The organism is Undibacterium hunanense (assembly GCF_014284335.1).
GTDB lineage: Bacteria > Pseudomonadota > Gammaproteobacteria > Burkholderiales > Burkholderiaceae_D > Undibacterium > Undibacterium hunanense.
In genome coordinates, this window is record NZ_JACOGF010000022.1 from 1 (window position 1) to 24,726 (window position 24,726).

Annotated in this window: 26 protein-coding genes and 1 tRNA gene; 15 read left to right on the top strand and 12 right to left on the bottom strand. The window is 50.9% G+C overall.

Going from position 1 to position 24,726, the window contains the following annotated elements; all coding sequences use genetic code 11:
* Nucleotides 1-467: 467 nt before the first annotated feature.
* Nucleotides 468-1,244: an enoyl-CoA hydratase gene (locus H8L32_RS25955; protein WP_110258199.1), complete on the bottom strand. Its 777-nt coding sequence runs from the start codon at nucleotides 1,242-1,244 to the stop codon at nucleotides 468-470.
* 140 nt (nucleotides 1,245-1,384) lie between these two features.
* Between H8L32_RS25955 and H8L32_RS25960 the strand changes: the two genes are divergently transcribed.
* Nucleotides 1,385-1,537 (top strand): hypothetical protein, encoded by a 153-nt coding sequence (locus H8L32_RS25960; protein ID WP_186950772.1) that lies wholly within the window; start codon nucleotides 1,385-1,387, stop codon nucleotides 1,535-1,537.
* Between the two features lie 6 nt (nucleotides 1,538-1,543).
* On the opposite strand, the gene apaG is transcribed toward H8L32_RS25960, so the two are convergent.
* Nucleotides 1,544-1,918: a Co2+/Mg2+ efflux protein ApaG gene (gene apaG, locus H8L32_RS25965; protein WP_186950773.1), complete on the bottom strand. Its 375-nt coding sequence runs from the start codon at nucleotides 1,916-1,918 to the stop codon at nucleotides 1,544-1,546.
* Between the two features lie 103 nt (nucleotides 1,919-2,021).
* Here apaG and rpe point away from each other — a divergent pair, with 103 nt between their 5' ends.
* The 7 genes from rpe (at nucleotide 2,022) to trpC (ending at nucleotide 8,078) form a co-directional block, all read left to right on the top strand.
* Entirely contained in the window at nucleotides 2,022-2,687 is a 666-nt protein-coding gene (rpe, locus tag H8L32_RS25970) for a ribulose-phosphate 3-epimerase (RefSeq protein WP_186950774.1), read from the top strand.
* A gap of 66 nt (nucleotides 2,688-2,753) precedes the next feature.
* Nucleotides 2,754-3,437: a phosphoglycolate phosphatase gene (locus H8L32_RS25975; RefSeq protein WP_186950775.1), complete on the top strand. Its 684-nt coding sequence runs from the start codon at nucleotides 2,754-2,756 to the stop codon at nucleotides 3,435-3,437.
* Between the two features lie 273 nt (nucleotides 3,438-3,710).
* On the top strand, nucleotides 3,711-5,207 hold the full coding sequence (trpE, locus tag H8L32_RS25980) for an anthranilate synthase component I (protein WP_186950776.1): 1,497 nt from the start codon (nucleotides 3,711-3,713) through the stop codon (nucleotides 5,205-5,207).
* 4 nt (nucleotides 5,208-5,211) lie between these two features.
* The gene (locus tag H8L32_RS25985; RefSeq protein WP_186950777.1) at nucleotides 5,212-5,631 is read left to right on the top strand and encodes a GxxExxY protein; all 420 of its coding nucleotides are present in this window, start codon (nucleotides 5,212-5,214) and stop codon (nucleotides 5,629-5,631) included.
* Nucleotides 5,632-5,672: 41 nt separating this feature from the next.
* A complete protein-coding gene (locus tag H8L32_RS25990) occupies nucleotides 5,673-6,245 on the top strand; it encodes an anthranilate synthase component II (protein WP_110258194.1) in 573 nt (190 codons plus the stop codon).
* Nucleotides 6,242-7,273 (top strand): anthranilate phosphoribosyltransferase, encoded by a 1,032-nt coding sequence (gene trpD / locus H8L32_RS25995; RefSeq protein WP_186950778.1) that lies wholly within the window; start codon nucleotides 6,242-6,244, stop codon nucleotides 7,271-7,273. Before H8L32_RS25990 ends, trpD begins: the two co-directional genes overlap by 4 nt.
* 4 nt (nucleotides 7,274-7,277) lie before the next feature.
* Entirely contained in the window at nucleotides 7,278-8,078 is an 801-nt protein-coding gene (trpC, locus tag H8L32_RS26000; RefSeq protein WP_186950779.1) for an indole-3-glycerol phosphate synthase TrpC, read from the top strand.
* Nucleotides 8,079-8,152: 74 nt separating this feature from the next.
* Here trpC and H8L32_RS26005 read toward each other — a convergent pair whose 3' ends face one another.
* The gene (locus H8L32_RS26005) at nucleotides 8,153-8,791 is read right to left on the bottom strand and encodes a hypothetical protein (RefSeq protein WP_186950780.1); all 639 of its coding nucleotides are present in this window, start codon (nucleotides 8,789-8,791) and stop codon (nucleotides 8,153-8,155) included.
* A gap of 141 nt (nucleotides 8,792-8,932) precedes the next feature.
* Nucleotides 8,933-9,868, bottom strand: coding sequence for a LysR family transcriptional regulator (locus H8L32_RS26010; RefSeq protein ID WP_186950781.1), 936 nt, complete (start codon nucleotides 9,866-9,868; stop codon nucleotides 8,933-8,935).
* A 286-nt stretch (nucleotides 9,869-10,154) separates the two neighbouring features.
* Here H8L32_RS26010 and H8L32_RS26015 point away from each other — a divergent pair, with 286 nt between their 5' ends.
* Nucleotides 10,155-11,024 (top strand): aldo/keto reductase family oxidoreductase, encoded by an 870-nt coding sequence (locus H8L32_RS26015; RefSeq protein ID WP_186950782.1) that lies wholly within the window; start codon nucleotides 10,155-10,157, stop codon nucleotides 11,022-11,024.
* Nucleotides 11,025-11,096: 72 nt separating this feature from the next.
* On the opposite strand, the gene H8L32_RS26020 is transcribed toward H8L32_RS26015, so the two are convergent.
* The 5 genes from H8L32_RS26020 to H8L32_RS26040 all read right to left on the bottom strand — a co-directional run bounded on the left by H8L32_RS26020 (nucleotide 11,097) and on the right by H8L32_RS26040 (nucleotide 16,436).
* Nucleotides 11,097-12,965 (bottom strand): M61 family metallopeptidase, encoded by a 1,869-nt coding sequence (locus H8L32_RS26020; RefSeq protein WP_186950783.1) that lies wholly within the window; start codon nucleotides 12,963-12,965, stop codon nucleotides 11,097-11,099.
* 78 nt (nucleotides 12,966-13,043) lie between these two features.
* A complete protein-coding gene (locus H8L32_RS26025; protein WP_186950784.1) occupies nucleotides 13,044-13,499 on the bottom strand; it encodes a DUF3429 domain-containing protein in 456 nt (151 codons plus the stop codon).
* 247 nt (nucleotides 13,500-13,746) lie between these two features.
* On the bottom strand, nucleotides 13,747-14,340 hold the full coding sequence (locus tag H8L32_RS26030; protein ID WP_186950785.1) for a nucleotidyltransferase family protein: 594 nt from the start codon (nucleotides 14,338-14,340) through the stop codon (nucleotides 13,747-13,749).
* Nucleotides 14,341-14,384: 44 nt separating this feature from the next.
* The gene (locus H8L32_RS26035) at nucleotides 14,385-15,125 is read right to left on the bottom strand and encodes a DsbC family protein (RefSeq protein WP_186950786.1); all 741 of its coding nucleotides are present in this window, start codon (nucleotides 15,123-15,125) and stop codon (nucleotides 14,385-14,387) included.
* Between the two features lie 90 nt (nucleotides 15,126-15,215).
* Nucleotides 15,216-16,436: an FAD-dependent monooxygenase gene (locus H8L32_RS26040; protein WP_186950787.1), complete on the bottom strand. Its 1,221-nt coding sequence runs from the start codon at nucleotides 16,434-16,436 to the stop codon at nucleotides 15,216-15,218.
* A 155-nt stretch (nucleotides 16,437-16,591) separates the two neighbouring features.
* Here H8L32_RS26040 and H8L32_RS26045 point away from each other — a divergent pair.
* The 3 genes from H8L32_RS26045 (at nucleotide 16,592) to H8L32_RS26050 (ending at nucleotide 17,810) form a co-directional block, all read left to right on the top strand.
* A tRNA-Phe gene (locus H8L32_RS26045) sits at nucleotides 16,592-16,667 on the top strand.
* 218 nt (nucleotides 16,668-16,885) lie between these two features.
* Nucleotides 16,886-17,029 carry a ParA family protein gene (locus H8L32_RS28070; protein ID WP_222619504.1) on the top strand — a complete coding sequence of 48 codons (144 nt, stop codon included), beginning with the start codon at nucleotides 16,886-16,888 and terminating at the stop codon, nucleotides 17,027-17,029.
* On the top strand, nucleotides 16,968-17,810 hold the full coding sequence (locus H8L32_RS26050; protein WP_329605233.1) for a ParA family protein: 843 nt from the start codon (nucleotides 16,968-16,970) through the stop codon (nucleotides 17,808-17,810). The genes H8L32_RS28070 and H8L32_RS26050 overlap by 62 nt, the downstream gene beginning before the upstream one ends.
* A gap of 26 nt (nucleotides 17,811-17,836) precedes the next feature.
* Here the strand turns inward: H8L32_RS26050 and H8L32_RS27920 are convergent, their stop codons facing one another.
* The gene (locus H8L32_RS27920) at nucleotides 17,837-18,625 is read right to left on the bottom strand and encodes a tyrosine-type recombinase/integrase (RefSeq protein ID WP_186950788.1); all 789 of its coding nucleotides are present in this window, start codon (nucleotides 18,623-18,625) and stop codon (nucleotides 17,837-17,839) included.
* Between the two features lie 272 nt (nucleotides 18,626-18,897).
* Between H8L32_RS27920 and H8L32_RS26060 the strand changes: the two genes are divergently transcribed.
* Nucleotides 18,898-20,373 carry an ATPase domain-containing protein gene (locus H8L32_RS26060; RefSeq protein WP_186950789.1) on the top strand — a complete coding sequence of 492 codons (1,476 nt, stop codon included), beginning with the start codon at nucleotides 18,898-18,900 and terminating at the stop codon, nucleotides 20,371-20,373.
* Between the two features lie 60 nt (nucleotides 20,374-20,433).
* On the top strand, nucleotides 20,434-21,933 hold the full coding sequence (locus tag H8L32_RS26065; protein ID WP_329605232.1) for a hybrid sensor histidine kinase/response regulator: 1,500 nt from the start codon (nucleotides 20,434-20,436) through the stop codon (nucleotides 21,931-21,933).
* 302 nt (nucleotides 21,934-22,235) lie between these two features.
* Here H8L32_RS26065 and H8L32_RS26070 read toward each other — a convergent pair whose 3' ends face one another.
* Complete coding sequence (locus H8L32_RS26070) at nucleotides 22,236-22,805, bottom strand: DUF3455 domain-containing protein (protein ID WP_186950790.1); 570 nt, start codon at nucleotides 22,803-22,805, stop codon at nucleotides 22,236-22,238.
* A 536-nt stretch (nucleotides 22,806-23,341) separates the two neighbouring features.
* Between H8L32_RS26070 and prfH the strand changes: the two genes are divergently transcribed.
* Entirely contained in the window at nucleotides 23,342-23,989 is a 648-nt protein-coding gene (gene prfH / locus H8L32_RS26075) for a peptide chain release factor H (protein WP_186950791.1), read from the top strand.
* A 7-nt stretch (nucleotides 23,990-23,996) separates the two neighbouring features.
* On the opposite strand, the gene H8L32_RS26080 is transcribed toward prfH, so the two are convergent.
* The gene (locus H8L32_RS26080) at nucleotides 23,997-24,452 is read right to left on the bottom strand and encodes a MerR family transcriptional regulator (protein WP_186950792.1); all 456 of its coding nucleotides are present in this window, start codon (nucleotides 24,450-24,452) and stop codon (nucleotides 23,997-23,999) included.
* Nucleotides 24,453-24,726 lie beyond the last annotated feature (274 nt).

Consider the following 24,726-nt stretch of genomic DNA (forward strand, 5'->3'; position numbering starts at 1 on the left):
GAGGCGAACTATAGCAAACTCTTCCCCCACTTTGCAAGTGCTTTGCGGGAATTATTTAGATTGTTTTTTGGCAGGCTGGCGTTGGGGTGGCGGTTTGTAGGGTGCGCTCCGCGCACCGGCTCTTTGGTTGATCATGCCTTGTACATATGTAGATGCAATGGTGCGCATGGCGCACCCTACTATGCTTTGGCTCTGCGACTCCACGGACGACACTGGGCTCCGGCCTGCGCAGGAGCGACGAGTCCGATGGGCTTCTATATTGATGGCATTTCGCTCATCGACCGAAACCCATCCCCATCCCGACCTTCCCCTTGAAGGGGAAGGAGTTTGCACGGCTCTGCAAAATGCTGGCTTTGCTTCTCGAATGAGATGTGTTTTTTTAAAACTGCATAGATGCGATTTAATTTATAGAGGCGCGTCATACATATAACGCGCCTCTATATAGTCTCTATATAACTAAAGACAAATTACTTATTCTTAAATACAGCCGGACGCTTCTCCAAAAAGGCTTGCATGCCTTCTTTCTGGTCTTCAGTACCAAAGCTTGCCTGGAACAAACGGCGCTCATACTGTATACCTTCTGACAGCGTGGTTTCATAAGCGCGGTTGACTGACTCTTTGGCCATCATGATGATGGGCAGGGACATGGAAGCAATCACATTCGCTGCAGCGAAAGCTTCTTCCATCAGCTTATCCAAAGGTACGACGCGGGATACCAGGCCAGCACGCTCTGCCTCGACCACATCCATCATGCGTGCAGTCAGGCACATGTCCATGGCTTTGGATTTGGAGATCGCACGTGGCAAACGTTGTGTGCCGCCAGCACCAGGCAAAGTGCCTAGCTTGATTTCTGGCTGGCCAAACTTGGCATTTTCAGCAGCGATGATGAAGTCACACATCATGGCGACTTCGCAACCACCGCCCAGAGCATAGCCGGCAACGGCAGCAATAACTGGCTTACGGATCTGGCGCATGGTTTCCCAGTTGCGGGTGATGTAGTCATCTTTATAGGCATCCATGAAACTATAGCCCACCATGGCGGCGATGTCAGCACCGGCGGCGAAGGCTTTTTCACTGCCTGTCAGGATGATGCAGTGGATGTTTTCATCCTTGTCGAAAGCTTTCAATGCCAAACCCAGTTCATCCATGAGCTGATCGTTCAACGCATTCATGGCCTTGGGGCGATTCAGGGTGATCAAGCCGACTTTGTCGCGGGTTTCAGTCAAAATACATTCGTAAGTCATGGATGCTCCTGAGATATATTGTGTAGGGTATTGTGTAGGGATATGCAGCACAAATGCCGATAAGTGTATTGTAATGCGCCAAACAAGGGCTTGCTGTGAAGCAGGTACAATGCACCTAATTTATTTACGAGGTGAATGCGATGTGGCTATTGGCACTGGAAGCAGGCGTTGCGATGTTTATACTGATTTTTATCGTCTGGTGGACGATGTTTCAAGGCCGTGCGCCAGAAACACCGCCCAAAGAAGATAAAAAACCAGTCGAACAAACCCAGGACAGCGACAATCCGCAATAACCCGGATTAATGCAGGGTACGCGGCAAGGATAAAACAAATTCGGGGATGTCTGCCTCAAAGCGGTGCGCGTCTTCTGCCACGCAGAAATAGCTGCCTTTCATGCTGCCCTGTGGCGTTTTCAGGGAACTGCCGCTGGTGTATTCAAAGCTTTGCCCCGGTGCCAGGAAAGGTTGATGGCCAACAACACCCAGGCCCTTGACTTCTTCTACATGGTTTTTGCTGTCAGTGATGATCCAGTGACGGGAAATCACCTGCGCTGCCACGGTGCCGGTATTTTTGATGGTGATGGTGTAGGCAAAAACAAAATTGTTTTGCTCAGGATCGGACTGGTCTTTCAGATACTGTGTGGCCACCGATACACTTATTTCATACGCTGCCATAATTTTCTTTCATGATGAATTGTGGTCATTGTGCCAGACCGGGGCAACAGCCGCTTGCCCTCACAAGGTAAAATAGCATATCTTTTTCAAGCACGATTCCATCATGACTACTTTCCGTATTGCTCCCAGTATATTGTCTGCCGATTTCGCCCGTCTGGGAGAAGAAGTCCGCAATGTCGTCGCCGCTGGCGCTGACATGATCCATTTTGATGTCATGGACAATCACTATGTGCCTAATCTGACCATAGGCCCTATGGTGTGCGAAGCGATACGCCCGCATGTGCAGGTGCCTATCGATGTGCACCTGATGGTCAAACCGGTGGACCGTATCATCCCCGACTTTGCCAAGGCAGGCGCAAATATCATCACCTTCCATCCGGAAGCATCTGAACATATAGACCGCAGCCTGCAAACCATACGTGACCACGGCTGTAAGGCTGGCCTGGTATTCAACCCCGCCACGCCCTTGCATGTACTGGAAAACGTCATCGACAAAATCGATATCGTTCTTATCATGTCGATCAACCCTGGTTTTGGTGGTCAGACATTTATCCCGCACACACTGAAGAAAATTGCGCAAGCACGCAAAATCATTGATGAATCCGGCCGCGACATCATGCTGGAAGTGGATGGCGGCGTCAAAATCGAGAACATCGCAGAGATAGCCCGTGCCGGTGCCGATACCTTTGTTGCCGGTTCTGCCATTTTTGGCAAACCCGACTACAAAGCCATTATTGATGCCATGCGCGTTGAGTTGTCCAAGGTTTAATCTCCCAATTTCATCTTCAGGCTTTTCGCCACACCAGGCGGAAAGCCTATATCTGATCGCCCAACCATGTTCAGCCACATCAAAGCCGCCATCATTGATCTTGACGGCACCATGATAGATACCGCGCCAGACTTTCTGGTCGCCATCAACCGCATGCGTGAGGACTTTACACTGGCACCGCTGACGCTGGATGTCATCAAGACCATGGTGGGCAAGGGTTCTGAAAATCTCATCCATAAAGTTTTATCCCAGGATTTTGATGCCGATGGCGTGGCAGCACGCTTTGATGAGGCTCTGGCTGCTTACCAGCGTCATTACCTGGCTATCAATGGTGATCACAGTCAGCTTTACCCTGAGGTGCATGAAGGCTTGCAAGCCATGCGCGACCTGGGACTGCGTCTTGTCTGCGTCACCAATAAACCACTGGCCTTTGCCTTGCCACTGATGCAAAAGAAGGAAATATTCCATTATTTTGAACAAGTCTATGGCGGCGACAGCTTTGCAAAAAAGAAACCTGATCCCCTGCCCATGCTGGAAGCCTGCAAGGTTCTGGGTCTGCCACCATCACAAGTGCTGGCCATAGGCGACTCCAGCAATGATGCAATTGCTGCCCGTGCAGCAGGCTGCCCGGTCCTGACCGTGCCGTATGGATACAACCACGGCGAAGCTGTACAAAATATTCAAAGTGATGGTATAGTCGAAACCCTGTTGATAGCAGCACAACTGCTGTTAGCGAAAAACTCTCATTGACTTTCAAACCATTCACATAACGAATGTTCATCGATAACAAACGTTCCATGATCACTCCAGGCACTTTTGAGGCCTGGCTATGGCGACGCTGGCAATTCTGTTAAACCACGAATGCCGCGAGTGGCTGTGCACATCCCCAGCACATCTTCTTGCTTGTTATATCAATTTGTCTTACCCGTCCATACTCTCTTGAGCGAATTTGCGTGCGCTGCTGGCTGCTGTTGCAGACGCGTGCACAAGTTTCAGGAGCAGGCAGGCGGTTGAAAGAAAACCATGACCGAACTCGAATTCAAATCGTTGGCCGCGCAAGGCTACAACCGTATCCCCATGATTGCGGAAGCCTTCGCCGATCTGGAAACCCCGCTCACCCTGTATCTGAAACTCGCGCAAACCCAGAACGCTGGCAAGAATACCTTCCTGCTCGAATCCGTCGTGGGTGGCGAACGTTTTGGCCGCTATTCCTTCATAGGCCTGCCTGCCAATACCCTGGTACGCAGTTTTGGTGAAAAAGTCGAAGTCCTGAAAAACGGCCAGGTCATAGAAAGCCACAACATGAATCCGCTGGATTTCATTGCTGAATTCCAGTCCCGTTTCAAGGTTGCCCTGCGCCCTGGCCTGCCACGTTTCTGTGGTGGCCTGGCTGGCTACTTCGGCTACGATGCTGTACGTTATGTAGAAAAACGCCTGGCTGGCAAGGCACCGAAAGATGATCTGGGCTTGCCAGAAATCCAGTTATTGCTGACGGAAGAGCTGGCCGTTATCGACAATGTATCCGGCAAACTCTACCTCATCGTGTATGCCGACCCGACCCAGCCGGAAGCCTGGTCCAAAGCCCGTCAACGCCTGAAAGACTTGCGCGCCATGCTGCGCCGTAGCGTTGATGCGCCGGTCACATCGGCGTCTGTCCGCACAGAAGCTATACGCGACTTCGCCAAGGATGATTACCTGAAGGCCGTAGAAAAAGCCAAGGAATACATCATGGCAGGCGACCTCATGCAGGTGCAGGTGGGCCAGCGCATCAGAAAACCCTATGTCGATTCACCGCTGTCGCTGTACCGCGCCCTGCGTTCGCTGAACCCTTCGCCGTACATGTATTTCTATAATTTTGGCGACATGCAAATCATAGGTGCATCCCCAGAAATTCTGGTGCGCAATGAAAGCCTGAATGACGGCAGCAAAAAAGTCACCATACGTCCGCTGGCTGGCACCCGCCCACGCGGCACCACACCAGAACGCGATGCCGCACTGGCAAAAGAATTACTCGCAGACCCGAAAGAAATCGCCGAACACGTCATGCTGATAGACCTGGCCCGCAATGACATAGGCCGCATCGCCCAGACTGGCAGCGTCAAGGTCACCGACCAGATGGTCATCGAAAAATATTCGCACGTACAACACATCGTCTCGAATGTAGAAGGTGTCTTGCAAGCCAATTTGTCCAATCTTGATGTATTGAAAGCCACCTTCCCGGCGGGCACATTGTCTGGTGCCCCCAAGGTCAGGGCAATGGAACTCATCGATGAACTCGAACCCGTCAAACGCGGCATTTATGGCGGTGCCTGCGGTTATCTGTCCTTCGGCGGCGAAATGGATCTGGCGATTGCGATACGCACCGGCGTCTTGAAAGACGGCATGTTGTACGTACAGGCAGCCGCCGGCGTAGTGGCTGATTCAGTACCAGAAATGGAATGGCAGGAAACCGAAAACAAGGCACGCGCAGTATTACGTGCGGCAGAACAAGTGCAAGATGGCCTGGATGGAGAGATTTGATCAAATGCCAGACCAAAAAACTCACCACAGAGGCACCGAGACACAGAGAAAAACAGAGAATGACTTATTGAGTGAACAAGTCATCGGTGCAGCAATAGAAGTGCACAAGCATCTGGGTCCGGGTCTTTTGGAGAGTGCGTATGAAAGCTGTCTTTGTCATGAACTGTATTTGCGCAAACTCAGTTTCAAACGCCAGGTTTGCCTGGACATAGAATACAAAGGTGTAAAAGTTGAGTCTGCTTATCGACTCGATCTAGTAGTAGAAGATAGTCTGGTTCTGGAACTGAAAGCGATAGAGTCACTGCTCCCAGTTCATACAGCACAACTTCTTACCTACTTGCGCCTGACAGGTTATAAAACTGGATTACTTATTAATTTCATGGTGCCCGTATTAAAAAGCGGGATCAAAAGGGTTTCTCTGTGAAACTCTGTGTCTCCGTGACTCTGTGTTGAGAGGTCTTACTTATGTTACTGATGATAGACAACTACGATTCCTTCACCTACAACCTGGTGCAGTATTTTGCCGAGCTGGGTGAAGATGTACGTACCTACCGCAATGATGAAATTACGATAGAAGAAATTGAGGCGCTGAAGCCTGATCACATCTGCATTTCACCCGGCCCCTGCACTCCGGCAGAAGCAGGCGTTTCCATCGCCGTGATAGAACGCTTTGCTGGCAAAACGCCTATTCTCGGCGTCTGCCTTGGTCACCAGGCCATAGGTGCAGCCTTTGGTGGCAAGGTTATCCGCGCCAAGCAAGTCATGCATGGCAAGACTTCTGCCATTGCCCATACTGGCGTCGGTGTCTTCAGGAATTTGCCCAGCCCTTACACAATTACCCGTTACCACTCGCTGGCAATAGAACGTGCCAGCCTGCCGGATTGCCTGGAAGTGACTGCATGGACAGATGACGGTGAAATCATGGGTGTGCGCCATAAGGAATTCAATCTCGAAGGCGTGCAATTCCACCCCGAATCCATCTTGTCCGAGCATGGCCACGCCCTGCTGAAAAACTTTTTGACTGGAACAGCATCATGACCATTTCTCAACAAGAAGCACTGACACGCCTGATAGAACACCGTGAAATTTTTCACGATGAAATGCTGTTCCTGTTCCGCAAACTGATGGGTGGCGAAATGTCGCCAGTCATGATCACCGCGCTGACCATGGGCCTGCGCGTCAAGAAAGAAAGCATAGGCGAGATCACCGCAGCAGCTCAAGTGATGCGTGAATTTTCGACCAAGGTGCCGCTGGCAAATACCACCAACATGATCGACATCGTTGGTACGGGTGGCGATGGTGCGCATACCTTCAATATCTCTACCGCATCAATGTTTGTTACTGCTGCTGCCGGTGCGCGTGTTGCCAAGCATGGTGGCCGCAGTGTGTCTTCATCATCAGGCAGTGCTGATGTGCTGGAATCTCTGGGCGCGAACATCAATCTCAAGCCTGAACAGATCGCCCAGTCGATTGCACAAACCGGCATAGGCTTCATGTTTGCACCGAATCACCACGCAGCGATGAAACATGCAGCACCCGTACGACGTGAACTGGGTGTACGTACCATCTTCAATATCCTGGGGCCATTGACCAATCCCGCTGGCGCGCCGAATATTTTGATGGGTGTGTTTCACCCTGATCTGGTAGGTATACAAATCCGCGTCCTGCAACGCCTTGGGGCACAACATGCGCTGGTGGTATGGGGGCGTGACAATATGGATGAAGTTTCGCTCGGGGCACCAACCATGGTGGGCGAGCTGGTGAATGGCGAGATTCGCGAATACGATATCCACCCTGAAGACTTTGGCTTGCAAATGGTGTCCAACCGTAATCTGCGTGTGTCCGGTGCGGATGAATCAAAAGCAAAGATACTCGAAGTGATGAGTAATGTGCCCGGTGCAGCTACCGACATCGTTGCCCTGAACGCGGGTGCAGCCTTGTACGGAGCAGGTATCGCAACCTCAATAGCAGATGGTGTCAAACTGGCCCAGTCAGCTATCGCATCCGGTGCCGCCAAAGCAAAGCTGGAACAGTTTATTGAAGTCACCCAGCAATTAGGGAAGTAAGCCCATGTCTGACATCTTGAATAAAATCCTGGCAGTAAAAGCTGATGAAGTGGCTGCCGCCAGGAAATACCAGTCCTTCGCCAGTCTGCGTGCAGAAGTTGAATCGAACAAGGAGGCACATGCAGACCTGCGTGATTTTGAAGCTGGTTTGCGTGGCAAAATTGCGGCAGGTAAGGCAGCGGTGATTGCCGAAGTAAAAAAAGCCTCCCCTTCTAAGGGCGTGTTACGTCCCGACTTTAAACCTGCTGAGATTGCGCAAAGCTATGCAGAGCATGGCGCTGCCTGTTTGTCGGTGCTGACAGATGTGCAATTCTTCCAGGGCGCGCCGGAATACCTGCAACAGGCACGTGCTGCCTGTACCCTGCCAGCATTGCGCAAGGATTTCATGATCGATACTTACCAGGTTTATCAGGCCAGGCATTGGGGGGCGGATTGTATCTTGCTCATCGTCTCGGCATTGGATCACGGTCTGATGGCCGACCTGGAAGCCTGTGCGCATGAATTGGGCATGGGTGTGCTGGTGGAAGTGCACGATGGGGAAGAACTGGAAGCGGCCCTGAAATTGAAGACCGCCATGCTGGGTATTAATAACCGCAACCTGCGCACGTTTGAAGTATCGCTGGATACAACCATAGGCTTGCTGTCACGTATTACACCAGACAAACTGGTGATTACCGAATCTGGCATCATGTCAGCCGCCGATGTCACCCGCATGCGTGAAGCAAATGTGCATGGCTTCCTGGTGGGTGAAGCTTTCATGCGGGCTGAGAACCCGGGGGAAGAACTGGCGAAGGTATTTGGCTGATTTGCTGTTTTTCAAACACTCTCTTCCAGGGAGCACATCAGGGGTTTTGCAAATTAAGTTTTGCGAAACCCCTGTCACCACTTGCACCCTTTTCCGGTCACCGTATCTGCCACAATCACACCGGCTACCAGGAGACCGGCCAGCGCGACATTGCCTACGCGTGCACCATTTGAATAAGCGTTAAGACAATCTTTCCGTTTGGCTTCCTGCACATCCCTGCCAAATTTTTCTTCGAATTTTAAATCGGCAGTTGCGGCCATGGGTATACGATTGGCCTGAGACCGCATGTGTTTTTTGTCTTCTGCCAATGCGGCTTTCCGCAAACTGTCCAGGTCCAATGAGATGGCATCATGTGCTGCGGATATGGGAGCGCCTGATGCCTCATGTTCGCTGCCCTGATTGATCGCCGATGGTGCAGTGTTTGATACCTGGCTTTGGCTGTCACGTGATTGACTACGCAAGCGCTGCGGTAGTTGAGTGATGGGTTGCGATGGTGTCGCGGCCGCAGGTATTTGTGGCACCTGAGGCAACACCTTCAGTGCAGGGGCAATAAAACTGACATCCAGATACCTGTAGGCTTCCGACTGTCCGGTATTTTTCTGTAAGGCCTGGCGCACAAAAAGCAGTAACAACACATGCAAGATGACAATACCAAGCAAATAAGCAGGCTTTTGCCATACCGGTTTCGACAAGTAAAATTGCGATGCAGTCATGCAGGCGGCGAAGGGTGTGATGATGGACTATGACAAAATCATACGCCAGAAAGTTCAGCTTTGAGATTTTTGCTATTGAACATCAACGCTGGCTGATGTTTTCTGCAATGGAACTCGCCGCACTATCAGGGCCAGGGCTGATCAGCTGTGCGTGGTCACCGTACCAGGAAAAGTGGAATCAGCCGATGCCTTGACGAAATCGACAAAAGCCTTCAGCGGTGCGGGCATGAGACGACGCCCCGGGTAGTACAGGAATGGGCCAGGAAAACGCTGCCACCAGGGTTCGAGCACCGGTTCCAGTGCACCGCTATCAAGATGCGGGCGCAACCAGTCCTCAAAAAGATAGATGATGCCGCTACCAGCGATTGCAGCGTCAACCAGAAGATCAACGGCCCCACCGATACGCACGATCAGCTGCCCTGCCGGGGCAACCTGTACCAGCTCATCACTGCGCTCGAATTCCCATGCCGGCACCGTCCCGCTGGGAAAGCGACCGCTCAGGCAGGCATGGTTGACCAATTCACGCGGATGCTCCGGGCGGCCGTGGCGATCAAAGTAGGCCGGTGCGGCGGCGACGGCCATGCGCTGGGAACGAGGTCCGATCGGCACGGCGATCATGTCCTGTTCCAGTCGCTCACCATAACGAATGCCTGCATCGCATCCCGCAGCCAGGACATCGACAAAGCTTTCTTCGGCGACCACCTCAAGTTTGATATCAGGATAAGCCGCAAGGAAAGGTGAAACGATGGCGGGTAACACCAGTCTGGCCACACTGACAGGGACATTCAGCTTCAATGTGCCCGCTGGCCTGTCGCGAAAGCCATTCACGATGTCCAGCGCCGCTTCCACTTCGTTCAACGCTGGTGCTAGCCGCATCAGCAAACCCCTGCCAGCTTCGGTCGGTGCAACGCTGCGTGTCGTGCGATGCAGCAATCTGACGCCAAGCTGTGTCTCAAGACGGCGTACTGCCTCGCTCAAGCCCGACGCGCTGACGCCACTCGCCCGTGCGGCATCGCGAAAACCGCCGGCACGTGCTACCGCCACAAAGGCGTTCAGATCATTCAGATCAATATTCATTGTGCATAATATCGTACAGCCCGTACTGATTATACCGACTTATCAACAACATAAACAATGGCTACCATGATCACTTTAGTTGGACTTACGCAAAACCGCCCCAGCTGCGTTGTAGCTCCTAACCGTACGACCGTACTGTCTTCGTCGCTACGGTGTAGTTGGGGTTTCAGACAACATGTTGTCTGCCAACGTAACGAGTCTCCCTTGTAAGGGAGGCTACCTTAGCGATAGCCTTGCTGGGACAATTTTGCGTAAGTCCTGTGTAGAACCTTAAAGGAGATAGAGCATGTCAAGAATCGATCAGTCAAATACATTTACCCTGGGTAATCGTACCGTAAAGCGCCTTGGCTACGGTGCCATGCAGCTTGCCGGCCCTGGCGTGTTCGGTCCCCCCAAAGACCGCGATGCGGCATTGGCTGTCTTGCGGGAAGCTGTCGCTTCCGGGGTAAATCATATCGACACCAGCGATTTCTACGGCCCCCATGTGACCAACCAGTTGATCCGCGAGGCGCTTGTGCCCTACCCTGATGATCTGGTAATTGTTACCAAGATTGGTGCACGGCGCGGGGCGGATGGCGCGTGGCTTCCGGCTTTTTCAAGCACGGATCTGACCCAGGCTGTTCACGACAATCTGCGCAACCTCGGACTCGATGCACTCGAGGTCGTCAACCTGCGCGTCATGTTTGACACGCATGGGCCTGCCGAAGGTTCGATAGAAGCTCCACTCACTGCTCTGGCCGAACTGCAACGGCAAGGCCTGGTACGCCACATCGGGCTGAGTAATGTCACTGCTACGCAGGTAGCGCAAGGGCGCGGTATCTGCGAGATTGTTTGCGTACAAAACCACTACAATCTGGCACACCGGGCTGACGATGCCATGATCGATGATCTGGCGGATGCGGGCATTGCCTATGTGCCGTTCTTCCCGCTGGGCGGCTTCAACCCGCTGCAGTCAACTATCCTGTCCGATGTGGCTGCCGGCCTTGGTGTTACTCCCATGCAGGCGGCGCTCGCCTGGTTGCTGCGACGTGCGCCAAACATCCTTCTGATCCCCGGCACCTCTTCCGTCGCACATCTGCGGGAAAACCTGGCGACTGCACAAATCAACTTGCCGGCAGATGCAATGACGGCGCTCAACAGCATAGCGTCTTCGTGAAATAAAAAACCGCAATACAGAATGTCTGTATTGCGGTTCGCTGCATTGCATCTTAGTGCTTATCTGTGGCGTTTATCGCTTGCCCGGCTTTTGAAAACTGGGCCTGACAACACTGCCACCCTTGGCTGGCGGCTGTATGGACAGCGACAGCGCCGGCACATCATCACCCTGCAATTTGGCTTGCACGGTCAACAGTTCGTCACGGCGGAAGGCATGTATCTGCACCGTTTCACCAACGCGATAACGGCCTAATGCCGTTGCCAGGCTGTCTGCCGCATCTGCTGCCGTTAATCGCAATCCATTAACCGCCATCAACACATCATTGGCCGACAAACCGGCCAGATGGGCAGCACGGCCTTCGTGGGCATTGGCGATCTTGCAGTCATTACCGTCACGCACCACGCGAACACCGAGGCTGGCTTTTTTGTTTGCATTGCCATCATTCACCGACACGGCAAAGTCTGCATACAGGGCTGCCAGTGGCACATCTTCCGTACCGCGTACATGCCTGTCCAGGAAGCGGCGTACATTCACACCGGTTGTTGCTTCGACCAGTGCTTCAAATTCATTTTCTGCCAGACCTTGTTGCTTGCCTGTCAGCAGGCGTTCATAAAAATCACGGCCAAATTTTTGCCATAGCACGCGCATGACGTCATCCAGCGATTTCTTGCCGGCGCTTTCTGCGCGTATCGTCAAGTCCAGCCCCAAGCCTACCAGTGAACCCTTGGTGTAATAACTGACGATGGCGTTCGGCGAATTTTCATCCTGACGGTAATACTTGGTCCAGGCATCAAAGCTGGATTCAGCCACGCTTTGCTTTGTGCGACCACTGCCACGTGTGACCATGTTGATGGTTTTGGCGATCAGCTTCAAATACGCTGCTTCATCAATCACGCCAGCACGCACCAGCATCAAATCATCGTAATAACTGGTGAAGCCTTCAAACAACCATAACAGGCTGGTGTAATTTTCTTGCTGCAAATCATAATGGGCAAACGCCGCAGGTTTGATGCGCTTCACATTCCAGGTATGGAAATATTCATGGCTGCACAAACCCAAAAAGCCACGGTAGCCATCTGTCATTTCTGCCTGATGCTTGAGCGGCAAATCAGTGCGGTTGCAAATCAATGCGGTTGATGCGCGATGTTCCAGCCCACCATAACCTTCACCGACGACCATGGTCATGAACACATAACGGTCCATCGGCGCTTTTTTGGTGCGTGGTTCAAACAGGGCAATCTGTGTCTCGCAGATTTTTTTCACATCAGCGATGATGCGGTCCATATCCATATTCGGGACTTTGCCGGTCACGACAAAATCATGCGGCACGCCATGTGCTTCAAACGTGGCCATGGCGAAATCACCCATCTCAACCGGATGATCAATCAGTGCATCGTAATTGGCAGCCACATAGGTGCCAAAGCCATAGCGTTTTGCTTTCAGTTCAGGCAAAGAAGTGGCCACGCGCCAGGTCTTGCAGGCAGCATCGTCGGCACGCTGGATGTCAACCACATGCGGGTTCATTTCCTGGCCATGTACGCTCAAGAACACACTGGTGCCGTTGAAGAAGCCGTGGCTTTGATCCAAGTGTGCTGCGCGCACCGACAAATCCCAGGCATACACTTCATAAGTGATGCGCAATGTCGTCTTGCATGGGGCTGCCTGCCAGGTATTTTTGTTCAGCTTTTTCAGCGCGACTTTTTTACCATCAGAACTGGCCTTGATCTGTACGATGTTGCGAGAAAATTCGCGCACCATGTAGCTGCCCGGTATCCATACCGGCAGGCTGAGCACTTGCCCGGCAGCGTCGGGAGTGGCGATGTCCAGTGTAATCTGATACAGATGTCCCGCCAGATCTTTGGGCACGATGGAATACAGCAAGCCATGTGCAGATGCGGCGGTGATTGTCCCCTGCTTCTTTGTAGTTATCGTTTTTTTCATTCTGAACGATCTTTCCGAATCTTTATTAATTGGTTTGCTGATTTATTGGAGGACTTATTGGCTAACTTATTAGCTGACTTAGTAGCTACGCACATTCGCGGCAATAAAGGTAAATATCTGCGCACCAACGACCACACGGGTCAGTTGCAAACGCAGGTCAATAAACCACTGCGGCACACCATAACTCTGGTACAGGCGTTTGTCGATGAGGTAAGCAGCGATAAAACCCGCCACCTGTACCACAAAGCCAAACAACATGTTAATCATTGAACACCAGGCAATCAGGGTAGGAATCACACCCCAGATCAACGCTTTTTTGGTTTCTTCATGATCACTGCCACCCGCCATGATCGTCACGCCCCAGTGCAAACCACCGAGGAAAGACAAAATCACGATGCCGTAATATAACTGCGCCTTAATGAAATAACCCAGCCAGTCGGGATGCACGACCCAGCATGCCAGCGTCAGCAAGACAAAAGGCACCAGGCCCAGAAAGCCCAGACGTATCACCAGTTTCTGATTGAGATTATTCATAGAGTTGGGCCGCTGTACTACTTACCCCTGCATTAAATCAGGTCGAAGAAAAACGCTATTCTAGGGCTAAATGGGCCGTATAGATATATCAGGTAAGGATTTCACTTCGGTAAGTTCAGTTGCAAAGGTAAAACATTGTGGCAAAACGATGCGCATTTTGTCATATTCATGCGTATTGAGATATTTTATTTGCATCAATATATGGATACAGCCATAACGGCAGGTGCACCAGATTAAAACCAGTCCACTACCTGCGCGGGGTCAGCAGGTCTTGCGGCAGGTCTATATCTTGATGAATGCCAGCGTCGGCCACCCCAATCTGATGCAGATCAGGTGTTTGCAACAACTGGCGGGCGCCAGTATCACCTTGCAGGGCCAATAACTGCGGCAGATATTTTTGGGAGAAGCCAACCGGATTACCCCTGCGGCCAGCATGCACGGGGGCCACCATGTCTTTGCCATTTTGCAAAGCCTGCAATAGTTTTTGCATGGTATCAGGTTGTACGAAGGGCATGTCCGCCAGAGCAATCAGCCAGCCGGCGCTGCCAGCACTGGCCCGCAAGGCCGCCTGCAAAGAATGCGCCATACCGGCATCGGCATCATCACAAAACACACATTCCACGCCCAGGGCCTGCAGTCGCGCGCACAAAATGTCGCTGCCGGGGCGCAGCACAGCCACAGTGTGTGGCATAGCAGACAATAGATTCAGCGCGCTTTGGCTGGCCACGGTCTGGCCATTATCCAGCGTTTGCAACAACTTGTTTTCGACGCCGCTGGCATCAAAACGCCGCCCGCGCCCTGCTGCCAGCAAGATTCCTGTCCTGCGACCGGGCGACGACATGGGATGAAGGGTATGTGTTAAAAGCGTTGAAGAAACTGCGTTGATTAATTTGGTTTGGGGGCAGCAGCAGCAGCCATACGCGCTTCCAGGACTTTGACATCCATCGCGCCCGGTGCACGGGTACCGTCGACAAAGAATACTGATGGCGTACCAGTTACACGCAATTTTTGACCCAGCGCATAAATCTTTTCATGTGGCGTACTGCAGTTGGCCGCTGCTTCTGGCGCGGCTTTGCCATTCAACATCCATTCATCCCAGGCCTTGTTACGGTCAGCAGAACACCAGATATTTTTCGACTTGACCTTGGAATCCTCCGCCAGAATGTTATACATGAAGGTATACACCGTCACGTTATCCAGGTTCGTCAGGGTCTTGCGGAACTGTTTGCAATAGCCGCAATTAGGGTCTTCAAACACCGCAATCACACGCTTGCCATCACCCTTGACCATTTTCAGGGCAGATTCCAGCGGCAGATCAGAGAACTTTATTTTGTTCAGGTCATCCGTGCGCTGCTTGGTGTAGTTGGTGCCGCTCTTGGAATCCAGCACATTGCCAACAAACAGGTATTGGGCTTTTTCATCGGTGTACAAAATATCAGACCCGATACGTACTTCATACATGCCTGCATACGGTGTCTTGACGACAGAATCCACCTTCACACCCTCACCAAGGCGTGGTTCTACCAGTTTGCGCACAGTGGCTTCCACCGGCGTTTCTGCTGCCGCGCTGGTCAGGCCAGCAATACCAAGTGCCAGCATCAGCAGGGCTTGTTTTAATGTTTTCATCACTATCTATCTTTCAATTCTCGGTCTGCCAACAGGCAATTTAATTGTCGCTATTGTATGCCAGCTTGCACACGCCTGCATTCAGACGTATCACTTGCCCATGGCATGGGCAATCAGCTTGCCTTTTATGACCGGCAATTTATCCAGCAAGTTCAATCCAAAATCACGCACTACCCGCAATGGTGTCAGGTCAGACCCAAACAGGCGTGCCAAACCATCCGTCGTCAATTGCATCAATAACACTTCTTCCTTGCGGGCGCGCTGGTAACGTTCCAGCAGGCGGGCATCACCGCAATCACGATGGGCTTCACGTTCTTTGACAACTCTCAGCAAATCACGTACATCCGCAAAACCCAGGTTCATGCCATGCCCGGCCAGCGGGTGCACTGCATGCGCGGCATCACCGATCAGGGCCACCCGCTGTGCGATGGCACTGTGTGGCCGTATCAAACGCAAAGGGAAAGCCCGTATCGCCTCTGGCAAAACCGGGCGCAATGCACCAAGCCCTTCGCCACAATATGGCATCAAACGCTCGACCAAAGCAGACAAAGCCTCATTCACCAAAGTCTGCGCCAACGCATCCGGCGCAGACCAGACCAGCGACACACGATTACCCGGCAAAGGCAGCAAGGCAATAATGCCCTGCTCTTGCACAAACCATTGGCGTGCGATGCCGAGGTGCGGCTTTTCACATTCAAAATTCGTCACCACGCCCTGTTGGTTATAAGACCGGTAATCCAACCCGATGTCGCAAGCTCCCCGCACCCAGGACTGCGCGCCGTCAGCACCAACAATCAGGCCCGCACGCAAGATACTGCCATCTTCCAGCACAATATGCGCGCTATCCACTTCCTGCACCAACTGTTTTGCACGGCCCTGTACCTGCGTCAGATTTTGGGCAAAGCGCAAAGCGCTATCCAGCGCCTGGTTCAAATTCTTGTCTTCAACTATCCATGCCAACTCATTCGCATGCGCACCATAGGCATCAAACCCCAGCTTGCCCGCATCCACCTCACCACCGCCATGCACCTGCATGGCAGTCACCGGGGCAACGCGCGACAAATTCAGCGCATCCCACACCTTCAATGAAGACAGCAAATCATGGGCCACATGGTTCAGCGCATACACACGCACATCCCAGTCTGCCGCAGCAGGCAGAGGAGATGCCACAGGTGCTGCCGACACCGGCACACCACCCGCACTCAACAAACAAACCCGCAAGCCCGCCTGCGCAAACCCCAGCGCCGCCGCCTTACCCACTGCACCACTGCCGACGATGCAAATATCTGTGTCGTAAATCTGAGTTGACATAAGTCCACCACCAAAACCGGATAATCAGCCCATTATACGGTAAGCCCACCCACCCGCCTGATGCGCCAGATCAAAGCCCCGCCATAGAGCGGAGTAAAGCTATTTTCAGAAAAAGCTTGCAAACCACGCCCAACATGTCTATAATTCTTGGTCTTGGCCTGGTAGCTCAGTCGGTAGAGCAGAGGATTGAAAATCCTTGTGTCGGTGGTTCGATTCCGCCCCGGGCCACCAAGGAATATGTAGTAAAAAGAAGGACTTACAGCGATGTAAGTCCTTTTTGCATTGGTCTGGCCATTCTACAATTCCCCTTCATCTGCATGTCAGGGCGTGTCGTTTTGCGAAACTGTTGTGATAGCATAAATCTACAAGGTCACATTTAACATACCTTAATGATGTGTAAGCAATGAAAAAACGTATAAACCAATTCTCAGATAAAAGGGGCTTCGTAAATGAAAATTATTAGTATATTTAACAATAAGGGGGGCGTTGGTAAAACAACTTATCTCTTTCATATAGCCCACCTTCTTGAGCGTGCAGGTAAAACCGTTTTGTTGGAGACCCGATCGCGGAAACAGTATTTGGAATGCTATTGAGCGTGTATATAGTGGTATGGGCGATATTCGTCAAAGACGTCCTACAGTAATAAATCCGGCTTATCCGAACCTATATTTAGTGCCCGGAGACATTACCCTTAGCAATTACGAAGATCGCCTTGGCGATACTTGGAATAGCGCAAAGGGCGGGGACGAACCAGCCCTCCGAGTTCAGTCTGCAATTTATCGATATATTCTGTGGTGCGCGAGAGAAATTAATGCTGACATAGTCATGTTGGATTTAGGTCCCAACCTTGGGTCATTAAACCGTGCGGTTCTCTCTGGCAGTGACTATTTTATTGTGCCAATGTCTCCCGACCTATTCTCAATCAAAGGTACTGAGAATCTGGGAAATAAGCTGGTTATGTGGCGTCAAAACTGGGATCAATGTAACACGTCGTGGACTGGGACTGGCCTTGAAATTCCATCGGGATTACCAACTTTTTTGGGATACGTCATGCAACAGCACAACATCAGAGACAATGCAAGCGGGATGACTAGAGGCTGGGGTATTTTCGGTGACCGAGTAGGACAGGCAGTACAAGAAAATATAGTCGACAAACTCATTCCAAATGGTCAAGTTCACGAGTGGGGTGACGGGAATTGGAATTTAGGTCAAATACCGAACCTTCATAGTCTTGTACCTTATTCCTTAGAAGCAAGAAAACCTGTGTTTGACTGCACTAGCGCTGATGGTCTTACTGGTGCTCACATTAGCAGGGCCCGGAATTCTCGGCAGCATTTTATGCCAATCGTTGATCGAATTTTGGCCGTTGCCTAATATTTTGTTTGATCAAATGTAATTGATCATTTTGTCGGTACGGCACGATTCAAAGGCCGTACCAGATCCCCCTTTCGATCGCGTGTATAAATTTCTGTGGTGGTTCTGTTCTTATGTCCCAGCAGACTCTGTGCATGCGCCAAATCTTGCGTATCGGTGGCCGCTTTTGCACGCAAGTCACGAAACAGGAAATTAACACCCGATTCTTCCCTGGCCTTATCAAACCTTGAACGCATAGCCCAATATGCGAGACGCTGGTCATCTGTATCTTGCAAAAGTGCTTTATTCACCTTGTCACGCGGTTTAGCCATTATGCGAGCGATAACATCAGTTAGCCCACCCTCAATGGCAATTCTCAATTTTTTGCCCGTCTTATTTTGCCTAATGGATAACTTGCCATCAGCAATGTCAGCAACGGTAATTTTTAGAACATCTGCGGGGCGCTGGCCAGTACACAAAGCCAAATCCATAGCATCTTGCACTGTCGAATGTGCGACAGCCCAGACCGCCGCATATTCATCATCCGCAACATATCTGTCACGCGCCTTTTCTTTGAAACCTTTAACACCAATGCATGGGTTCGTTGCATCAGTGTAGCCCCATGTCCTGGCATGGTTATACAAAGTGCTAAAAAACGCTTTCTCACGATTTGCACGTACCTTTGATGCTTCACCTCTTAGGCGCACATACTCAGCAACATCAAATGGGTGAATGCTATCAATGGGTAACTCCCCGGATACGGCATCAAGCAACTTGAAATACTGGCAGTAATCTCTTTGCGTATGCGCTTTCAAAGTAGGGAGCACGTCTTTCATGTAGCGCTGCCCTATCACATGAAAAATCTTGTCATCTGGCCTATGTGGCATTCATCTGAGTACGCCCCCCCATTTTTTAGTCCTTCTTTCCGGGATTGTGAATTGACCCAACTTACCCTCAATCATCGCGTCTGAGTATGAGAACGAATGCTTAGGGCAGATGTGTTTATACGGCATTAAATATATTAGCTTGTATAATAGTAAATAATTCCTTCACCCATGCAACAGCGTGAGGCAAGGCATATTTACTGGATGCATAACTGAGGGTTGATATGATTGCGCAGAATTCATTAACAAATGCTTTTATCTCAACTGGAATTGCCGGCCTGGACAATGTGCTTGGCGGGGGTTTAACCAAAGAACGTTTATATCTGCTCGAAGGTGATCCAGGCTCAGGGAAGACCACGATAGCACTTCAGTTTCTGATCGAAGGAGCGAAGCGCGGTGAGACAGTTTTATATATCACTTTGGCAGAAAATGATGTGGAACTGCGAGCGGTCGCCGATGCGCATGGCTTGTCAATGGATGGCGTACATATTCATGAGGTAATTCCGGAAGAGAGTCTTCTAGACCCAAGTGAGCAATACACTGTTCTCCATCCTTCCGAAGTGGAATTGGGAGAAACCAATTCGCTCATTCTTCAAATGATTGAAAAGCTGAATCCTAAACGTGTCGTTTTGGATTCGCTATCGGAACTGCAATTACTATCGGGCAGCGCGTTGCGCTATCGTCGTCACGTCCTGGCGCTCAAGCAATATTTTGCCAAGCGCGCGTGTACGGCACTTCTATTAGACGACAAGACTGCTGTACGCGGAGACCAACAAGTCCGCAGCATCGCCCATGGCGTGATTACTTTACAACATACAGATTCCGAGTATGGCGCAGAGCGTCGCCTCGTCCGAGTGATGAAGTACCGTGGCGTAGCATTCAGGCGTGGGCCACACGACTATACGATCATCACTGGCGGCATCGTCGTATACCCCCGAATCATCGCTGCTGAAACACGTGAGCTTGCTCAGCGCGCCCAAGTTTCGAGTGGAATCTCACAATTTGATTCACTATTGGGCGGCGGTATCGAAGAAGGGTCAAGTACCTTGATTTCTGGCCCTCCCGGGACAGGGAAATCGACTTTAGCGATACAGTTCGTAAAAACCACGACTGATGCAGGCCAGCGGGCAGCAATATTTTTGTTCGAGGAGTCGTTCAATACACTGTTAAACCGTTGTATCGGTCTAGGTATGGATTTGCGCCCTTCATACGAAGCCGGACTGCTGGAAGTGAATCAGATTGATCCCGCCGAGATGAGTCCAGGTGAATTCACGCACTCTGTATGTCGCGCTGCCGATAATGGTGCCAAAGTTGTTATTATCGACAGCCTGAACGGATATTTGAATGCAATGCCTGAAGCAGGTTTTTTGACCACGCATCTGCACGAAGTACTTACCTATTTGGGCCAGAGAGGGGTGGCAACCTTTTTGATCGGCGTGCAGCAAGGCATTGTCGGTGCGATGACAACTGGCATTGACGTGAGCTACATGGCAGACAATGTCTTGATTTTGCGCTACTTTGAAGCGCGAGGGGCAGTGGAAAAAGCCATTTCCGTGTTCAAAAAGCGAGGTAGCGCACATGAAACTACGCTAAGACGCTTTACCATAACGAAAACGGGTATCGAAGTAGGCCCTATTCTCGATAACTTCCAGGGAATACTTACTGGCGTACCTACTCTGTTAAATTCAGAGGAGGTGTAATTTTCTGAAGCAGTCCATGCTTCGAGTCAAATTTAATCTTTGCAATAGAAAAAGGCCTACGTGGAAAGCAGGATTTTAATTTTTGCACCAATTGGAAAAGATGCCCGGCTAGTCGATCAAGTGCTTCAGCGCACCAAGATGGAAACCTTTATATGCAAAAGCGATCTGGATGTTGAGGCAGAAATGCGTCTTGGTGCTGCCGCTTTGATCGTTTCAGACGAAGCACTAAGTGCCTATCTGCTCAAATTTTTAAATCAATTTTTGAATAGCCAACCGACGTGGTCAGATTTTCCTATCTTGATTTTAAGCAAGAGTGGGATAGGGTCTCCCAATACCTCCAGTTTTTTCCAACTAGGTAACGTCACTTTGCTGGAGCGCCCACTTCAAGGACTGACGCTCATCAGTGCCGCTATGTCGGCCTTTCGTGGGAGGCAACGCCAATATGCGATGCGTGAAGTGGATCGCCGCAAGGATGAGTTTCTGGCTATGCTCGCGCACGAATTGCGCAATCCACTAGCCCCAATCAGTGCAGCGTCCGATTTATTGAATTTTCCTAATTTGGACCCCGCAAGAATCAAGCGCACGAGCGAGATCATTTCTCGACAAGTGAAACATATGACGGGATTGATCGATGATCTTTTGGATGTTTCCAGGGTATCGCGAGGCTTGGTCACGCTCAAGGAGGAGGCACTTGATGCAAGGCACATCGCCACGAGCGCTATCGAACAAGTGCGGCCACTGCTTGATGCCCGCCGTCACCAGTTAACACTGCAAACATCTCTCGTCCCTGTTTATATAAAAGGCGATCAAAAACGGCTCATTCAAATCCTGTCAAACGTACTAAATAACGCCGCAAAATATACCCAGGAAGGTGGCGAAATTACATTAAGTTTGAATATTGAGGATGATGCAATTGTCTTCACCATCCGCGATAACGGTATTGGGATAGAGCCCCAGACCATAAGCCGCATTTTTGATATGTTTGCACAGGCAGAACGCACCTCAGACCGCACGCAAGGGGGGCTAGGCATAGGGCTGGCATTAGTACAGAACCTGGTTCAGCTTCACGGCGGCACTGTCACGGCAAGTAGTGATGGATTAGGCTTGGGAAGTGTATTTACCATAACGCTTCCCCGATTCTATCCAACAGCGTTAATTGATACCGAACCTGCTTTTACGCTTGAATCGGCAAAGGGAAATATTAAAGTCCTCGTAGTGGATGACAATGAGGATGCGGCATCCATGTTGGGCATGTTTTTGGAGCTTGCCGGATGTAGTGTGAAAATTGTTCACTCTGGCAAAGCAGCCTTGGATATTGCAAAAAACGAGACTTTAGATGCCTGCCTGCTGGACATTGGTTTGCCAGATATGGATGGCATGCAGTTAGCCAGGAATCTACGACTCTTGCCTGCGATGGCTGACACGATGCTTGTGGCAATCACTGGATATGGACACGACATAGATCGACAGAAATCATCAGCAGCTGGTTTTGATCATCATATGGTCAAGCCTGTTGACATGGATGCGCTAATGCGCCTGTTAACCAAACAGACAAACTGACCAGTGGAATTAATTAGAACTCATTTCACAAATTGAGCCTGTTAAATTTTTCCGGATATGTTGCTCGCCATGAGTCAATCAGAAAATCACGAAGCAGGGAAGAGCTTCCATGCACTGGATAAGGCAACATATCAGTGCGTATCCGGCGTACGAATTTTAACCAGATTTGACAGAGGCTGTGTTCAGACGCAGTAGTCGCAAAATGCTGCTGAACTCATACAACGCTATCGGACGGCAAAAAGCCAGGCATAGGTCATTTACCCATGCCTGGCTTTGTTTTAAAAAGAAACCTGACAGCCTTCTTACATCATCTTCCAGAAGATATAGTCAGCCTGATAATTGACAGTCTGCTTGCTGCCCATATTGCCGGCATCGCAGGCGCTGGCTGGTGCGACGCCGCCCTTGGTGGCTACGCGCTGGATATAGGTGACACCGGTCATTGCGCCATTGCCCATGGCAGGGTTGGCTTTGACTAACTGGTAAGGAATGTTGCCGGTACCGGCCGGTGCAACGGCGACCTGGGTGGCGGTGACTTTTGAGCCATCCATGTTTTCCCAGGTGGCTGGTGGGCCGTAGTATTTGCCTATTTTGCTGCCACTGCGGTCGTTCAATGCGGCGTCGGGGCCGACAAATGCCCATTCATATTGGCCCGCCATGTCTTTTTTGGCGCGGCATTCATAGGTAATCATGCCTACACCTACGGTTTGCATGGCTACCTTATGGCCGGCCGGTACCTTGACTGCGTCTGGCAGGGTATCTTGCGAATAAGTGGCAGCCATAGGTGACATGGATGCACATCCAGCCAGAAAGGCACCTGCCAGTATGGCGGACAGGGCGGTAACACGTGTACCAATGCGATTGGACAGTTTCATAGCAGTCTCCTTATAGGTGAAATGAAGTATCGGTCTGCAAGACCAACACTTCATATACGTACAAGAAGTACAAGCGGATTCAAAAAAATAAAAACTTTATTAAGTTCCACATGCCTCCTGGTTTTCGGGTTTATTCAAAGCAAGTTATGCGGAGAAAACAAAGAGACTACCTGCAATAAAACACTTGCCAGCCATAAAACGCCTGGGCTACTATTCATACACCACTTGATCACAACTTATTCACCCCTCATTGCCGAAAGGAGAAAACATGCACAGCTCACACCTACCATCTCCTTCCATGGGTCTGGTTTTCTGCTGCTTGTCATAAGACTGTTACATAAGATTCTTATAAGATCTGAAGGCAAGTCTGCCTGACATTTTTGTCATTCAAATCACTGTATGTTTATTGCGGCTGGCGTTATGTCTTGCCTGCGTATATCTGTGTGCCAGTGCCCTGTTCCTGACTTCAATTTTGGAATTTCTATGGGCAATATGAAGCTTCTCTTCAATGCAGCTGCACTTGAGGAGTATCGAGCATGATCTATCTACAAATAACTGCAAACACCGGGCCGGCAGAATGCTGTTTGGCGGTTGCCAAGGTATTGACGCGTCTGTTGAAGGATGCAGACCAGGCTGGCGTACAAATCAGAATATTTGAGCAAATGCCAGGGCCATGCGCGGGCACTTTCCGGTCCGTGCTGCTGGAGTTGACGCATGCTTCACAAGCAGAGACCGCACAGGCTTTTGCCAAACAATGGCAAGGCAGTCTGCTATGGATTTGCGACAGCCCTTACCGGCCGGCACACAGGCGCAAGAACTGGTTTGTGGGCGGCAGCCTGTTTGTGCCAGACCACACGCGGCCTGACAGCGATCTGTCTGACAGTGGCATTATTTATGAGGCGACACGGGCATCCGGCCCGGGTGGCCAGCATGTCAATAAAACGGATAGCGCTATCCGTGCCACCCATGTCGCTACCGGCATATCGGTCAAAGTGCAGACCGAGCGCAGTCAGTTCGCCAACAAACGTTTGGCGACTCAATTGCTGGGTCTGAAACTGGCAGAACTACGGCATGCCAAAGAACGTGACAGCAAGGCAGAAAGGCATATGCAACATCACACGACTGAAAGGGGGAACGCCAGCAGGGTCTTTGTCGGGCCAGATTTCAAGGAACAAGCAAGATGACGCTGTTTTAATTACTGCGGCCTGCAGCTTTACCAAAGGCCTTGCGCGTCAATGCTTCTGCAGCGCCGCTACCCGTTGGGGTGGCGGTGCTTTGCCGGGTATTGACGGCTTGCTCTGGTTCGCAAGTCAGCGAGGTAAAGGTAGCCTGCAATTCTTTTTTAAGCGTGCGGAGCTGGCGCATATGGGCATCAATCTGCGCCATCTTGGTCAGCAATTGCTGTTCAATATCAGCACGGCCAAATTGGCCCTGCGCCAGACGTGGCAATATAGCCTGGATTTCTGCCAGCGAAAACCCCAGGGCCTGGGCACCCCGGACAAAGCGCAAGAGTTCAATATCAACCTGGCTGTAGCGTCGATAGCCGTTCTCTTGCCGGGCTGGTGCTTTGATGATGCCCTGCTTTTCGTAATAGCGCACGGTATCGGTAGATACCTGGCAGGCTAGAGCGAATTGGCTGATATTCATTTTGTCTGCGCTTTTCCGTGTTCGATATGTTTAGTACGTTCGATATGCAGCTTGACCCTGGAGTGTAGTCCAGGCTTTAGACTACGTCCAGCAATGCTGTTTTAGAACGCACGCTCTTTGAATGTCGCTTGACGATCAGTCGGGCATGCTTAATGATACGCGTGGATACGTGTGGATACGTGTGCGCCATAAAATTTCCTGACCAACGTCATCCATGACAAAGTCAGAGAAAACCATAACGAGACAACTTGTATTTCATCTTCCCTGGAGAATC